9 protein-coding genes are annotated in these 15,553 nt (G+C 56.5%); 8 read left to right on the top strand and 1 reads right to left on the bottom strand.

The genetic code is table 11. From position 1 onward, the window contains the following. Positions 1–23 precede the first annotated feature (23 nt). From AC0YOA_RS00690 to AC0YOA_RS00660, 7 genes are all read left to right on the top strand, one after another. On the top strand, positions 24–3,143 hold the full coding sequence (locus AC0YOA_RS00690; RefSeq protein ID WP_475784965.1) for a glycosyl hydrolase 2 galactose-binding domain-containing protein: 3,120 nt from the start codon (positions 24–26) through the stop codon (positions 3,141–3,143). A gap of 59 nt (positions 3,144–3,202) precedes the next feature. Then, entirely contained in the window at positions 3,203–5,212 is a 2,010-nt protein-coding gene (locus AC0YOA_RS00685; RefSeq protein WP_475784964.1) for an alpha/beta hydrolase family protein, read from the top strand. 36 nt (positions 5,213–5,248) lie between these two features. After that, positions 5,249–6,148 carry a 4-hydroxy-tetrahydrodipicolinate synthase gene (gene dapA, locus AC0YOA_RS00680; RefSeq protein WP_475784963.1) on the top strand — a complete coding sequence of 300 codons (900 nt, stop codon included), beginning with the start codon at positions 5,249–5,251 and terminating at the stop codon, positions 6,146–6,148. A gap of 143 nt (positions 6,149–6,291) precedes the next feature. Beyond that, a complete protein-coding gene (locus AC0YOA_RS00675; protein WP_475784962.1) occupies positions 6,292–7,218 on the top strand; it encodes a pectinesterase family protein in 927 nt (308 codons plus the stop codon). A gap of 665 nt (positions 7,219–7,883) precedes the next feature. Continuing rightward, positions 7,884–8,879: a sialidase family protein gene (locus AC0YOA_RS00670; protein ID WP_475784961.1), complete on the top strand. Its 996-nt coding sequence runs from the start codon at positions 7,884–7,886 to the stop codon at positions 8,877–8,879. 13 nt (positions 8,880–8,892) lie between these two features. Beyond that, positions 8,893–10,485, top strand: a complete 1,593-nt coding sequence (locus AC0YOA_RS00665; protein WP_475784960.1) for a glycoside hydrolase family 28 protein — start codon at positions 8,893–8,895, stop codon at positions 10,483–10,485. 47 nt (positions 10,486–10,532) lie between these two features. Then, the gene (locus AC0YOA_RS00660; RefSeq protein ID WP_475785775.1) at positions 10,533–11,612 is read left to right on the top strand and encodes a sialidase family protein; all 1,080 of its coding nucleotides are present in this window, start codon (positions 10,533–10,535) and stop codon (positions 11,610–11,612) included. 700 nt (positions 11,613–12,312) lie between these two features. Here the strand turns inward: AC0YOA_RS00660 and AC0YOA_RS00655 are convergent. Then, positions 12,313–13,209, bottom strand: a complete 897-nt coding sequence (locus AC0YOA_RS00655) for a helix-turn-helix domain-containing protein (protein ID WP_475784959.1) — start codon at positions 13,207–13,209, stop codon at positions 12,313–12,315. A 176-nt stretch (positions 13,210–13,385) separates the two neighbouring features. Here AC0YOA_RS00655 and AC0YOA_RS00650 point away from each other — a divergent pair, with 176 nt between their 5' ends. After that, on the top strand, positions 13,386–15,545 hold the full coding sequence (locus tag AC0YOA_RS00650; protein WP_475784958.1) for a hypothetical protein: 2,160 nt from the start codon (positions 13,386–13,388) through the stop codon (positions 15,543–15,545). Positions 15,546–15,553: the final 8 nt, after the last annotated feature.

Below are 15,553 nucleotides of genomic sequence, written 5' to 3'. Positions count from 1 at the left end.
ATTTTCCGCCAGGGGGGCATGAAATGGAGCGACATCGTCAGCACGACCCGTTTGCGGAAATCGCTTCCCGCGAACATCCGTCTAATGGGGAACATTTTAAGGAGATCCCGCCGTTAGCTTATCAGAAAACCTATTTTGCGCCTGGCCGGCAAGCATCGGATCAACCGGAGGAAGCCTCGTATGAGCAGCAGCTTGTCCTTTTCCAGGAACAGCTTGAGCAGCTTCGCGGCCAATATGCGCCATTTCTGCGGAAGCTGGCGCCAGAGGCCAGCCTGGAGCGATCACGGATAGAGCTCGCCGAATTTCAATTCCGTTACAAGGCGGAGGAGGACAGCCGGTTCCGGCGTATCCTGGAGGGCGCGGGCGAATGGGAGACGGCGGACATTCCCGATTTTCGGGGACCGACGGATGAAGAAGGGCGTTGGACGGGATATTACCGCACCGAATTCGCTTTCCGCCCGGCTTCGCCGGACAATCGCGTTTATCTCGCATTCAAGGGAGTCGACTACAAGGCGGCTGTCTATTTCAATGACAAATGCGTAGGCGCGCATGAGGGCTTCTTCGCCCCTTTCGAATTCGACGTGACGGAGCTGCTGCAGGAGAACAATACGCTTGTGATCGAGGTGCAAAACGATTATCCCATGATGGGTGTCGGCGGAACGCTGCTGGACGGGGACAAAATATATGCGGCGACCGGTCCGGGGTGGGACGATCCGGAAAGCGGCTGGCATCACTGCCCCCCGGGGGCCGGCTTGTATAACAAGGTGTATGTGGAGGAAAGGCCGCCGCTGTTCATCAAGGACATATTCGTCAGGCCCAATATAGACGAAGCGTATGCGGAGGTATGGGTGGATGCGGAGAACGCGACGGACGGACTGATCGAGGACAGGGAAATATGCATCGAAATCCTGCCGGACAATTTCACCGGTGAGACATACGGTCCTTTTCCGTTCGTTATAGCGTATGCCGGCCCGGGTATGAACTATTTCCGGTACAGGATCGAATTGCCGGCTTACCGGTTGTGGGAGCTGGAATCGCCCTGCTTGTATATAGCCCGCGTCTCTCTGGGGAGCGGCGGCCAATGGACCGATTGTCGGGACCGACATTTCGGGATGCGGAAATTTCAACTGGATGAACAGTCGCTGCCGAAGGGGTCTCTCTATTTCAACAACCGACCGATTATACTGCGAGGCGCCAATGAAATGGGCCATCTCCAGCAGTGTGTGATGCGCGGTGATGACGGGCAGCTGATCGACGACATCCTGATCGCCAAGCTGGCAAATATGAATTTTTTCCGGATGACGCAGCGTCCCGTGCAGGAAGAAATTTACGATTATTTCGACCGTCTTGGCATGCTGCACCAAAGCGACTTGCCGACGTTCGGCCATATCCGGCGCAATCAGTTCGTCGAAGCGGTGCGGCAGGCTGCGGAGATGGAGCGGCTTATCCGGAGCCATCCGTCCTCCGTCATCGTATCGCTGATCAATGAGCCTTCGCGGACGGAGAAGAGAAGGAAAGGCCATCGCTTTCTGTTCCGCGATGAACTGGAAGCGTTCTTCGTCGCGGCCCGGCAGGCGATTTATATCGAGAATCCGGATCGCGTCGTCAAGAACACCGACGGAGATTACGACCCGCCGACCCGCGAGGGGATTCCCGATTTTCATTGCTACACCATGTGGTACACCGACAATATTATGCCCGTCGGCAAAATGCACCAAGGCTTCCTGCCCCCCATTCGGGAGGGATGGAAGGCGGGTTGCGGCGAATACGGAGCGGAGGGGCTCGATAATCTGGATGTCATGAGGACTTATTATCCCCAGGCATGGCTTCCAGCCGGCGAAAGCGAGAATGAGCCCTGGACCCCCGAGAAAATCGTCCGAGCGCAGACATACGGCATGCACGGCGACTGGTATACGGAGCAGCGGACGATCGGGGAATGGATTCGCGCCAGCCAGCGGCATCAAAGCCTGGCGACGAAATGGATGACGGACGCATGGAGAAGAAGAGCCGATTATGTCGTTTCCACCGCCGTGCATCTGCTGATTGACGCATGGCCTTCCGGCTGGATGAAGGCGTTGGTCGGCGTCGACCGGGTCCCGAAGCCGGCCTATTTCATTTACCGCTCCTGTCTGGAGCCGGTCCGCGTTCATCTGCGCTGCGACAGGCTGAAGGCGTACGAGGGGGAGCAGCTGGAGATCGAGGTGTGGCTTCTGAACGACACGGCAAATGTGCTTCAGAACTGCCGCATTCTCGCGACGCTGCGGGACGAAGCTGGCGATTATGGGCATTATGAGCTGCCTGCGGAGTCCGTCCCGCATACGGCCTCGAAGTATGCGGGCACGATCCGGTTCACCATTCCTCAGGTCACGGAAAGGCGTTGTCTGTATGTGGACGCTTCCCTGCTTGACGATAGCGGAAATGCCCTGAACCGGGAACGCCTGGCATTCGAAGCGTTTCCGGATATTGCAGCCGGAGGTCTTCGGGTTAAGGCCGCTTATATCGGGGAGGATGCCAAGCGGCTTGCCGCCTCATTGCGGCTCTCCGCGGAGGCGGTTACGGAGACCGGGGCGGATGAGGGTGCGGACTGGCGCGGCGATATTCCGCTTATCGTCTCGTCAGGCAAGGAATTCGCGGTCCGCAAGGCTTCCCTGCTGAAGCGGGTGAGGGAAGGCGCTTCACTCCTGCTGATCCGCGGCAGCGGCAGCGGAGGCGAGCAGGATGCCTGGGAGATTGAAGGGGCCGATGTGGAAGCGGTCAGAATGAAAACCAGATACACGCTGGCGATTGAACGAGGAACGCCCGGCCTGGAATGGATGAGAGAAGACGATTTCTCTTACTTCTATGACAAGAGCTGCGGGCGGATCGAGGGAATTGCCGACAGTCAGCTGACCGGGGAAGGGCTGGAGACCATTGTGTTCACCTATCTGTACCGGCGCTCGGCCGGCGAGAAGGTTAAGCTGCCTGTCGTTGCAAGCAAGCTTCTCGGGAAGGGCGTCATCTATTTCATCGCTCTGCCGCTTGCCGGACGGGTTGGCTGCAATCCGGTGCTTGACCGGTTCCTTATTTCCTTGCTGGGGAGTTCCGGCCGCGGTCATGAAGCCGCTGCGGTGCAGTCGGTGTCCAGTCAGGAAAGGCAGGAATAAATCCGGTGCAGCGATTCAAGCGTTTCCAGCGATTTCAAGGAGGAGGCGACTATTCGGCCATGTGGGAAAAACTCGAGAACTCGCGGGTTGCAGGCTTCGATGTGAGAAGCCAGCTGCCGCGGCTGGTATACGAAGCGGCGATGCGCGCGGCGGCGGAAGGTGAGCGGGAGCGAGCGAAGCTTCAAACGATTGCGGACGTGGAGCGCCGGCAGATTGCCGTCCGCGAAGGCATCGAGCGGTCCATCGGGGGCATGCCGCCGATGGACACTCCGCTGAATCCATGGATTTCCGGGATCGTCGAGGGCAGCGGCTTCCGTATCGAGAAAGTGATTTTTGAATCGAGGCCCAATGTGCATGTAACCGCGAACTTATACGTTCCAGCGGGCATCGAACGGCCGCGCGGCGCGGTGCTGCTGTTATGCGGCCACCGCGAGAAGGCCAAGCATTGCGACGAATATCAGACCGCCTGCCATCACCTCGTTCATGCCGGACTTGTCGTACTGGTGATTGACCCGATCGGCCAGGGAGAGCGGTTGAACTTGTTTGATCCGGTCACGAGGCAGGCCCTCATGTCAAGCGTGCGGGATCATGAGAATGCCGGCCGCAGGCTCCTGCCGATGGGCGACAGCCTGGCGCGCTTCATGCTGCACGACGCAGTCCGGGCGATCGACTATTTATGCACCCGGCCGGAGGTCGATCCGAACCGGATCGGAGCAATCGGCCATTCCGGCGGAGGGATGCAGACCTCGCTCCTGATGATGTACGACCGCCGTTTAGCGGCTGCCGCACCCGGCGGATTCATCATGAACCGCCCGTACTTCCTGCTTACCGGCAAGACGCAGGACGCGGAGCAGAAATGGCCCGGCTTCTCGGCGTCCGGCTTCGATCATGAAGATATCGTGCTTGCCATGGCGCCCCGTCCGGTTCTTGTGCTTGCGACAACATACGATTCCGTCCCGATCGAGGGGCCGCGTCATACGGTCGGAGTGAACAAAAGGTTCTGGGAGCTGTTCGGACAGGGCGATCGTCTGGAATTGTACGAGGACGAGAACGCGCACCGCTTCACTGTCCCGTTGGTGCGCGCGGCCGTCCGGTTCTTCTCGAAGCATCTGCTGGAGACTTCCGGGCCTCCGGCTGAGAAAAGCATTGAGCTGCTGCCGCCGGAGCAGCTGTGGTGCACCCGGAGCGGACAGGTGATCGGAGAGCTGGACGGAGCAATGGGCACATATGATGAGAATGGGAAGCTGCTTGCAGAGATCGAGTCGGAGAGACGGCAGCTTCAGGGCGGTATGCTGAAGCAAAAAGCTGTGGAATGGCTGCAATCAGCCGTTTATGCGGGCCGGTGCCCCGTTGACATGAATCCCCGCCATGCCGGAGGCGGCGTTTATGACGGGATGCTGGTAAGTCGCACCGTATGGTGGAGCCAGCGCGGCTTGTTGAATCATGCCCTGTTTTTCAGCGACGACTGTCCGGAAAGCGGCAAACGTCCGGTAACCATAGCAGTTTGGGACCGCGGGACACATTGCCTGGAGCCGCATGCTTCATGGATCCGGCAGGCCTGTTCGGCGGGTAGAATCGTTATGGTGCTCAATCCTACAGCGGTTGGCCCCCTTCTGCCGCATCTGGACGAACCGGATGAAGATCCGTATAAGCTGTTTGGTGTTCTCGACAAGCATACGGATGAATTGATGTGGCTTGGTGACAGTCTGGCGGCCATGCGCGTCTATGATGTTCTGCGCGCTGTGGATCTGGCGGCGGGAATGGCTGACGTGGTCGACGAAGAGGATATCGAATTATACGGCTGCGGCAGGTATGCGGTATATGCGGGCTGGGCCGCAATGCTCCAGCCGAAGGTAAAAAGCGTCAGGATGGACCGCTCCTTCGGCAGCCTGGCGGAATGGATCCGCAGTCCATGGGGCGAGCCTGAAGACTCGCTCAGCTATATACTTCCCGGCATGCTGCGGTATTTCGACCTGCCGGACATGGACCGGTGGCTGGAGGCGGAAGGCCGTTTGAAGCGGAAAGCGGAACCCGCCGCAGTCGAAGCTGATCTTAACCGGGCCAACTGATCTGTTCCAAGAATCGAATGATGGAGGTTGAAGCAAGTGAAGCTGCTGCAAGGAGTTATTCCTGTGATTATGACGCCTTTTACCGAGAACCAGGAAATAAACGAGGGCGCGCTGCGCCGGTTTGTCCGGCGCTTTCTGGACGCTGGGGCACACGGGCTGTTTGGTCTCGGCACGAACGGGGAATTTTTCTCCCTTACGCAAGAGGAGAAAATCCGGATCATGAAGATTGTCGTGGAAGAAGCGAAAGGAAAGGTTCCGATTTATGCGGGAACGGGCGGCATCAACACAAGAGAGGTCGCGGCGCTGTCCGAGCGGATGGAGGAGATCGGAGTGGATGCGCTATCGATCATTGCGCCGTACTTTCTTCCCTTCACCCAGCAGGAGCTGATCGACCATTACCGGAGTGTCGCCGCTTCGGTATCGCTGCCGATCGTGCTGTACAATTTCCCCGCCCGGACGGGTGTCAATCTCGAGCCGCGGACGGTCGCGGAGCTTGCGAAAGTCGGCAATATCGTCGCGATCAAGGACAGCAGCGGCAGCCTGGATTTGATTAAGCAGTACATTGCCGCTGCGGGGCCGGATTTTGCCGTCCTCTCCGGTTCGGACGCTCTGCTCCTGCAGACGCTGAGAGCTGGGGGAAAAGGCGGCGTCAGCGGGTCGGCCAACGTGCTGCCGGAGCTGCTTGTATCCATCTATAACCTTTGGCAAAACGGTGATGAGGAGGCGGCCGAGAAGGCGCAGGCGCTGCTGGCTCCGCTGTCGCAAGTGTATCAGAAGGCGACGCTGCCGTCGGTATTCAAGGAAGCGATGAACCGTATGGGACTTGAGGCAGGTCCATGCCGGTCACCGATCGCTCCGCTTAATCCGGATGCTTCCGCAGAGCTCGATCATGTGCTTGGATACTACCGGGAGCTGGGCTGCATACGTGAGGAATAGTAATTGTCAATAAATGAATGACAACAGGATACAGCTTCATATTCAAATTCGAGTCGGATAACCGGGGATGCTCCGTTGTCCGGAAAATGCGAGTAAGCGGGTTAGGCGTTTAGAGGATGGGATCGGGAAAGGGGACAGGATAAGTGGCGACAATAGTGGTGGATGGCCGCGGGGAAGGCGATTTCCGGACCGTCCAGGAGGCGGTGGCGGCTGCACCGGAGCATTCCGACGGGAGGACGGTTATTTATATCCGCAAGGGCATTTACGAAGAGAAGGTTATCGTTCCGGCAAGCAAGAAGGGGCTTAGTCTGATCGGGGAAAGCCGCGAGGGCACTGTGCTCGTTTATTCGGATTACGCGAACATGATCGGACAGGATGGCATGAAGATCGGCAACGACAACAGCGCCAGCACCTATGTTTACGCCGATGATTTCCACGCGGAAAGACTCACCTTCTCCAATCAGGCCGGATTGTACAAAGGGCAGGCGCTGGCGCTGGCCGTGGCCGGAGACCGGGCCGTCTTCCGCGACGTCTGCATCCGGGGAAACCAGGATACCTTGTACACGCCCGGGCAGGGAAGACAATATTACGCAGACAGTTACATCGAGGGAACGGTCGATTTTATATTCGGATCGGCGACGGCGGTGTTCGAGCGATGTGAAATTCACAGCATCCGAAGACATAGCGGATATGTGACCGCTGCCTCCACAGCCGAGGAGCAGGCTTATGGCTACGTCTTTGTCAACTGCAAGCTGACCGGCGCAGCGCCGGAGTACAGCGTCAGTCTCGGCAGGCCTTGGCGGCCGCACGCCAAGGTCGCGTTTGTCCGCTCGTGGATGGACCGCCACATCCGGCCGGCGGGCTGGGACAACTGGCGCGATCCGAGCCGGGAAAAGACGGCCTCGTTCGCCGAATTCGGCAGCACCGGTCCGGGTGCCCGGCCGGAAAGCCGCGCAGCCTGGGCGAAACGGCTGCCGGGGCCGGAGGCCGACGGGCTGAAGTCGTCCGCGCTGGGCGGAAGCGATGGATGGGATCCCGATGCAATGACAGTGGATTACAGCGGATTGTAAAGAGTGGAATCCCGAAACATTGGTGGTTGATCGAACCGGATAGTCATGATGGGAGACGGCGGATCTGCTGCGGCGCGTGTGTAAGATCCATTTTACAGGATGTATCTCATGAGCCTGGAATAGAAAATGGTCTTGCCGATCTTTTTTGAACGCTGTAAAAAATATAAATCAGGCCCAATTAATACAGTATTTGGAATAAGATGAAGAAAATTGCGGTTGCTGGCATAAGTCCGCGACGACGCTGTTTCTTCTTACAATATCAGAAAGCGAAAGTATGGCACGGTGAAGCCGCCATCTCCAGCAAGCAAAATCCTTCTTACAGAACGGCTGCCCCCTAGTTCAGGTGCTGTAAACGGGAAAAACCGTGCAGCATCATCAATCCGGCATCAGTAGGGGCCAGCGGCCAATTCCAGCAAGCAAAATCCTTCTTGCAAGCCGGCTGCCCGGAGGTTGAGGTGCTGTAAGCGGGAAAAACCATGCAGCATCGCCAATCCGGGGTCAGCAAGGGCCAGCCGCCATCTCCGGCCAGCCGTCTTGCGCAGGATATCCCTATAGAAGAAGCGGATTCCGCCTAAAAATAGGATTTTACCCCGAGTTATAATGAACTCCAGATGGTCGAGGGGCCGCACGACGCGTACCCTGGACCGGGCAAAGGAGCAAATGCGATGAGTCCATATGGAGAATTGACGAGGGAGTTTATTTTTGAAGAAGAGCAGCCGTTCCGGAGCTGCCACGCATCTACGCTGGTCGTGCTGCCGGATGAAACGGTCATTGCGGCCTGGTTCGGCGGTTCGCGGGAGGGAGCCGGAGATGTGGCCATCTGGGCAGCACGTAGAACCGACGGCGTCTGGTCGTCCCCGGAGAAGCTGGCGGACCAAGACGATATGCCGCACTGGAATCCCGTGCTTTTCCGCCGGGACGATGGATTGATCCTGCTCTATTATAAAATTGGAAAAACCATATCGTCATGGACGACGATGGTCATGAGCTCTGTGGATGGCGGAATTACCTGGAGTCTTCCGAAACAGCTCGTCGAGGGGGATGTCGGAGGAAGAGGACCGGTGAAAAATAAACCGGTTATCCTGTCTGACGGCACGATTGCGGCGCCGGCATCGCTGGAGCCAGCCTGGGATGCCTTTGTGGATTTGTCCCGGGACGGAGGCGAGACATGGGTCCGCAGCGAAACAGTTCCTCTTGACCACAGCGTTCTGCTTGGCAAAGGCATCATCCAGCCGGCAATATGGGAATCTCATCCAGGCATTGTACATATGCTGACCCGCAGTACGGAAGGCGCCATCTATCGGAGCGATTCCCGGGACGGCGGCAAAACCTGGAGTCCGGCGTATCCGACGGACCTCCCCAACAACAACAGCGGAATCGATCTGGTGAGGGCGGATGACGGGCTGCTCGCGCTAGTCTACAATCCCGTGCGCCCGGAGGAGGGCAGCACCAAAGGACCCCGAACCCCGCTTGTCCTGCGACTATCCGAAGACAACGGACAAACATGGCACTCCGAGCTCCTGCTCGATCAGGGCGAGAAGCAGTATTCCTATCCGGCCGTTGTGGCTCGCGGAGATCATCTGTATGTGACGTATACATGGAAAAGAGAAAGAATCGCTTTCTGCCGGATACCCCTGTGCCGCCAGGCAGACAAGACATGAGGAGGAGTTTCACTTGACACATTGGTCCCTGTCGGAGCCCGGCATCCAAAACAATCACCCGAAGCTGCCGTCATTTCCAAATAAGGTGTATTCCATCGACGACTTCGGCGCGGTCGGGGACGGAGCGACGATGAATACCGCTGCCATTAACAGCGCGATTGAAGCCTGTTCTTCACTTGGGGGCGGAACGGTGAGGATTCCGCCGGGCATCTGGCTGACTGGTCCGCTCAGGCTGCAAAGTGGCATCAACCTCCATGCGGAGGGGGGAGCGCTGGTGCTGTTCAGCAGGAGCTTCGACGATTATCCGCTCATCCATACAAGCTATGAAGGCTTGAGAACGATGCGCTGCATCTCGCCGCTTTACGGAACGGATCTGCATGACATCGCCATAACGGGAAAAGGCGTATTCGACGGATCGGGGGATGCGTGGCGTCCGGTCAAACGGATGAAGATGACCGAGCATCAGTGGAGGGCGCTCACCTCCTCCGGCGGCGTGACGGACGCCAATGGGCGGATGTGGTGGCCGACGGAGCAGGCAATTCGGGGAGCAGCAATTGCCAAGCAATTGATTGAGGGTGGCGCAGCTGAACCGGAGGCTTACCTGCCGGCGCGGGACTTCCTGAGACCGGCGCTGCTGCAGCTGGACCGGTGCCGCCGTGTACTTCTGGAGGGGACAACGTTTCAAAATTCCCCCAGCTGGTGCCTGCATCCATGGCTTTGCGAGCATGTCACGATCCGCGGCATCACCGTCAAAAATCCGTGGTATTCCCAGAACGGAGACGGTCTGGATCTCGATTCATGCCGTTATGTGGAGATTGCCGATTCGCAGTTCGACGTTGGCGACGATGCCATTTGCATCAAATCGGGCAAGGATGCGGACGGACGGGAGCTCGGTGCGCCATGCGAGAATATCAGCATACATGATTGCACCGTATATCACGGACACGGAGGCTTCGTCATCGGCAGCGAGATGTCCGGCGGCGTACGAAACGTCTCCATCACAGATTGTTTATTCATGGGCACCGACAACGGTCTGCGGTTCAAGACGGCAAGGGGACGCGGCGGTGTAGTGGAGAACATCCGGGTCCGAAACATCAGGATGGTCGGCATTCCCAAAGAAGCGATTACCTTCAGCATGTTCTACAGCCATGCAGGCTCGGAACACCCGGTTGTCGAGCCGGTATCGGAGGGAACCCCGGTATTCCGCGATTTTCTGTTCGAGCATATCTATTGTACGGGTGCCAACCAAGCGGTTCATATGAAGGGGCTTGCGGAAATGCCGATTGAAAACATCCGGTTTCACGATGTGAATATCGTCTCGAAGAAAGGGATTTCCATGGAATTTGTACGAAATGCAAGCTTTGCCGATGTGACGGTCACGACTGGGCAGGGTCCGCTGCTGTCGCTTCGCGAATGCGGCGAAATCCGGCTGGAGAGGGTATCGCCGCAAGTTACGGACCAGCCGTTTATGGAGGTTGGCGGCGCCGGAACGTCCAATGTGGAGATCCACGGCACAGGAGCGGAATCATATAGGGTGGAATGCGCACCGGAAACGGATGCATCGCAAATTCGGATTTATACAGGAGAGGAGCGTGAAGCGGAATGATTGCGGATTTTCGGCAGCAGGGCGAAACATTAAGGAGTGTGAGCGGAATGGAACGGTTTAACGGAGTCATTGCGCCATCGGAGAACGATCCGGAAGTGATGGAAGGTTTCCTTCCGATAAAATATGAAGCGGACAGCCATTCGGCCAATCTGCTGGCGCTCGACAACGGCGATTTGCTGTGCGTCTGGTTTTCAGGCAGCGGGGAAGGGAACCCGGATACGAATGTCGTCATGTCGAGACTGCCCTCTGGCACGGGCTGCTGGTCGGAACCGGAGGTGCTGGCCAGCGACCCGGTGCGCTCCGAGCAGAATCCCGTCCTGTTTCAGGAGCCGGGAGGCGGGAAGGTATGGCTGTTCCATACGTCCAATCAGCCCCATGATCAGAAGACTTCAAGAGTTGTGAGCCGCATTTCGGAGGACCGCGGGCATACCTGGGGACCGACGGAAACGCTGTTTGACGGACCGGGCATTTTCCTGCGGCATCCGGTTGTTGTGCTGAGGGACGGAGCCTGGCTGCTGCCGGCTTATTATTGCAAATCCGGCGGGCATTACAGCGTCGTCAAAATCAGCCCGGATCAGGGCGGCACCTGGGAGGAGCACGAGGTGCCGAACAGCCTTCACTGCGTGCAGATGAATGTCATCAAGCGGAGTGACGGCAGTCTTTACGCCATGTTTCGCAGCCGCCATGCCGACCGGATCTATACAAGCGTCTCTCCGGATGGACGCAATTGGTCGGTTCCCGAGAAGAGCATGCTGCCGAACAACAACTCCTCCATGCAGGCAACTGCTCTGCCGGACGGACGCTGGGCGCTCATCTTCAACAATTCCTCGATTGAGCGCGACCAGTTCCGCTGGGTGAAGAAAGGGGACGGTTTCCGGCGCAAGACGCTTCGGACGCCGCTCACATTGGCCGTATCGGAGGATGAGGGAAGGACGTGGCCCCACATCCGAAACGTTCAAACGGCCGATCTGGAATATAAGGAAAGGGAAGTGGGCTATTCCTATCCAAGCATTATTTCCACCGGCGACGGGAAGCTGCATATCGCCTTTTCCTATTTGCGCAAAACGATCAAATATGTCCGCGTCGGTGAGGAATGGGCCAGCAAGCTCAGTTTTACCGGCCTCTAAGCCGTAGGGCATACAGACCAGCGGATAGGCAGCCATATTGAATATTTAGGCATCATAAAGGAAGCAGGCTGCCTGCAAGAAGTTTTGGGCAGCCTGCTTTTGTCTTATAAATTTCTATAGTATTTTTAAGGGGTAAACAAGATTTTGTTTCATAAAATGGTATTTTTATGTTTCTCGAAAAATATATGATAAGGTTTTTGCAGTTTTCTTACCAGAACGTTCATTTGAATTTTGCTGGTGTTGTGAGCAGAGGCTAAACAGGGAATCGACAGGTGAAAATAACCAGGAAGCCGCTGTAATAAGGTTTTACCTTGCTGGATCGGCGGAATAGCAGCGAAGGCATGCTGTAAGCGGGAAAAACCGGCCTGGAGAGGGAATTGACAGGTGAAAATAACCAGGAAGCCGCTGTAGTAAGGTTTTACCTTGCTGGATCGGCAGAATAGCAGTGGAGGCATGCTGTAAGCGGGAAAAACCGGCCTAAACAGAGATTTGACCAGTGAAAACAACCAGGGAGCCGCTGTAATAAGGTTTTACCTTTTGCTGGATCGGCAGGATAGCAGCGGAAGCATGCTGTAAACCGGAAAAACCGGCCTGGAAGCGCATGATCCTTGGGCAAAACGCTCGTCCTGTCTTCCTGGCAAAGGACAGGCTGAATATCTTATACCTGTGGATTTCCTGGACCGGCGCATCATTCCAGTGCTCAAATAGCGCGATAACCCTCAGCCTGGTGGATCCGGCGGTGCTGCTGCGGGGTCATTCCCATTTTTTTCAGAAACAGCGCATGGAAGAATTTCATGTCCTTATACCCGATCATGTTTGCGATTTGATGAACGGGCTGATCGCTCGTCTCCAGCAGCTCGCAGCATTTTTGAATGCGTAAATTTTGCAGGTATTGCGTGAAGGTGAGGCCTGTCGACCTCTTGAACGAACGCTGAAAATGGCTCTGACTCATATACATAAAGTCTGCCAGCTGTTTGACGGTAAGAAATTCGCAATAGTGCTCGCGGATAAACTGCATCGCATCGTCCAGCTTGCCTGTCTTTCGGCATGGAACGTCATGGGTGACGGTTTCTTCATGCCCGATGCGGTGGACCAAGGTCAGCAGCTGCATGAGCATACTGGACAAAATCACTTCATAGCCTTCATATTTCCGCAGGTATTCCATATGCATGCTGGTAATCAGGGGCCGGATCTGATCATGCTTGTCGCCTATGTGCAGATACGGGATCTCCATCCCTGAAGGGTGGAAAATAACGCAGTGAACGCTGGAGTCACAGGGGAGCAGATGCCTCCATTTGTCCAGTACATCCAGCCTGAAAATACAATTGTACACGACGAGCGGCTCGCGTTGATTCGGCGATGACGGCCGGAAGACATGAGAGGTCCCGACCGGAATGACAAACAAATCCCCGCGTTTGACCCGGTATACCTGGTTATGGACATGATGATAGCCGGAGCCTTCGTCGACATAACAAATTTCGATGAAATCATGTGTATGCTTGGGCGTCAAAAACGCTTCTCTGATCCGGTTTAAATAAATGCCGGTTTTCTCTTTGAAAAAACGATCCCCCTTCAGATGCCGCAATCGTCCATTCATAAATCTCACCCCGCTAATGTAATAAAGGCTTAAGCTCCCTTTTATTCTATTGAGGATAGGCAAGGAATGATATAGATCATTTTACATACAGAATAGGGCTAATACGTTACTGCGGCGGAGCGGGGAGTGCATTTCGCCTATAGAATAAGCCGTTATCACCTATAGAGGCCGCTCGCATGCACCGTATAATAGTAGAAAATCCGGCTCTGCCAGGCAAGCGGAAATTCTACACCCTCAAAGGAGATTTTATGACCATTCATGCCTTAACAAGCGAAGATAACGGTAAAATAGCGGAAATTATAGAAAGTCCGGACGGCATCCGGTTCATTCTGCGCGGAGTGGGGCTCACAACCCCTTATTTTGCGGGAATGCTGAGCAGGATGCTGATCTGTTCATATGGCAAACCGTGGGATGCCGAGCCCGTCCTTCTGGATCAGCCCCGCGTTTCATCCACTCCTGCATCGATTCTGATAAACGGCCGGATCAGGGATCTTGACGTGACGGTCGAATTATCGTTCGGCCTGCATCAGGTGCTGCATCTGAACGTGAATTGGAGGAACAGGAGCGGGAAGCTGCTGGCCGATACGGCCGTCGGCATCGTATTCGAGCTGCCGGAGCGGGAGAAGGAGAATATAACGATTCCCCATATGATCTATAACAATAATCCGTCATCCGATCCCCGGAGAATTGTCCCGAAGCTGGGTGCGGAAGAGGGATTCGTATGCGAGGAGCACCGGCTGCCGATACCCTGCGTCAACGTGGAATGGACGGAGAAGGAGCAAACAAGCTATATTTCGTTTTTTTCCGAACCTTCCCTCGCATACACGGAGGAGGGAGATGGCAATTATGGCTCGCTTGGCGTCCTGCGTAATGACGGCCGTACAGCGATTGCTGCCATGAGCGGCGTTCTGATGTTTAATGGCGGGAAGGACGTCTATTATGTGGGCAAAAGCAAAACGGAGCCCTATACCGGCGGTTACCTGGACTTTCCTGCGGATTACGCCTTAACCAAGCATTATATGCTGGATTGGGGCAGGCTCCCGCAGACGGGCTGGGGATTCCGCGAGGCCGTGCGGAAGGGCTGGCAGCTGTTCGAGCCGCAGGGAGCGAGCCCGCTGACGCTGGACGAGATCATCCGGCTGAAGACGAATGCGCTGGATGACCGCTGGCGCAGCTCCGAAGGAGCTGCCGGTTATATCAAATTCAACGATTCCAATGATTTCGGCAAAGTGAACCGGCATCCTCTTCATTTTCTGTACGGATGGACGGGACAATGTCTGAAGCTGGCCTGGTGCGATGCGATGCTTGGCTTTGTTCAGGGCGACGAGGAGCGCATTGCAAGGTGCGGGCAGGCGGTCGCTTTTTATTTGCAGGGAAGCGGGACCGGGGTGCCGGGATTGAGAAGCTGCTCGTATGAGCTGGAGAGCCGGACATGGGGGAATTTTACCTTGAACGGTGACTCTGTTGTTGCCAGCCGGGCCTACGGGGAGACGATTTCGGATCTGGCCGATATCATCCTGCTGTACCGCGAGCATGGCAGGGACGTGCCCACGCAATGGATCACAGAGCTGCGCGAGGCCGCAGATTTCTTCTGCCGCGCTGCGCTGCCGTCCGGGATCTATCCGACAGGCTGGCTGAAGGACGGCAGTCCTTGCGACGCCATGGTGACAGGGGCAGGCGTTCCATGCGTCATTGCGGCAGCCAAAGCATACAGGTCAACCGGCGACCGGAAGTATCTTGACCATGCCGGGGCTGTATTGGAGCGCTATTATGAGCTGCATGCCCGCACATTCGAACGGCCGTTCGCACGGTCGACGCTGGACGCAAGGTGCGAGGACAAGGAAGCCGGAATGTATTATTTTCTGGCGGCGTTTGAGTTGTTCGATCTCACCGGAGAAGCCCGTTACGGTCAGTGGGCGGAGGTGGCTGCCGATTGGCTGCTTACGTTCGTTTATGTCTGGAGTCCAGAGTACGACCCGGGCGCGCCGCTTCGCGAGAACCAATTCAACGCTGTCGGCTGGCCGGGTGTCAGTGTTCAGAATCATCATCTGGATGTGTTTTTTCCCACCTTTGAATTGTGGTGGTTCGGCCGGATGACCGGGAACAAGGCATATTCGGAAATCGCCAAAACCGTAATGGAAGCGATGGGACAGGGCATCTGCACGAAGCCGGGGGAATGGGGTTTTACGGTTGTCGGGGAGCAGGGAGAAGGATTCTACCAGACTCATTACCATCAGCGCGGCCACAGCAATGTGTGGAATCCTTCCTGGATTATCGCGCTTGTTCTGTCCAATGCGCTGCGGCTGCGTTACGGGACGGAGCCTGCATTCACTTGACAGCAGCG

This window comes from Paenibacillus sp. JT22N12 (assembly GCF_056269365.1).
Note: the sequence above shows the minus strand (reverse complement) of the source record. Positions and strands in the feature narration are given on the sequence as shown.

Bases quoted from the DNA above. Each gene is read 5' to 3' on its own strand.
- AC0YOA_RS00685 (WP_475784964.1), top strand. From the start codon at position 3,203: ATGTGGGAAAAACTCGAGAACTCGCGGGTTGCAGGCTTCGATGTGAGA.
- AC0YOA_RS00650 (WP_475784958.1), top strand. From the start codon at position 13,386: ATGCACCGTATAATAGTAGAAAATCCGGCTCTGCCAGGCAAGCGGAAA.
- AC0YOA_RS00670 (WP_475784961.1), top strand. From the start codon at position 7,884: ATGAGTCCATATGGAGAATTGACGAGGGAGTTTATTTTTGAAGAAGAG.
- AC0YOA_RS00660 (WP_475785775.1), top strand. From the start codon at position 10,533: ATGGAACGGTTTAACGGAGTCATTGCGCCATCGGAGAACGATCCGGAA.
- AC0YOA_RS00690 (WP_475784965.1), top strand. From the start codon at position 24: ATGGAGCGACATCGTCAGCACGACCCGTTTGCGGAAATCGCTTCCCGC.
- AC0YOA_RS00655 (WP_475784959.1), bottom strand. From the start codon at position 13,209: ATGAATGGACGATTGCGGCATCTGAAGGGGGATCGTTTTTTCAAAGAG.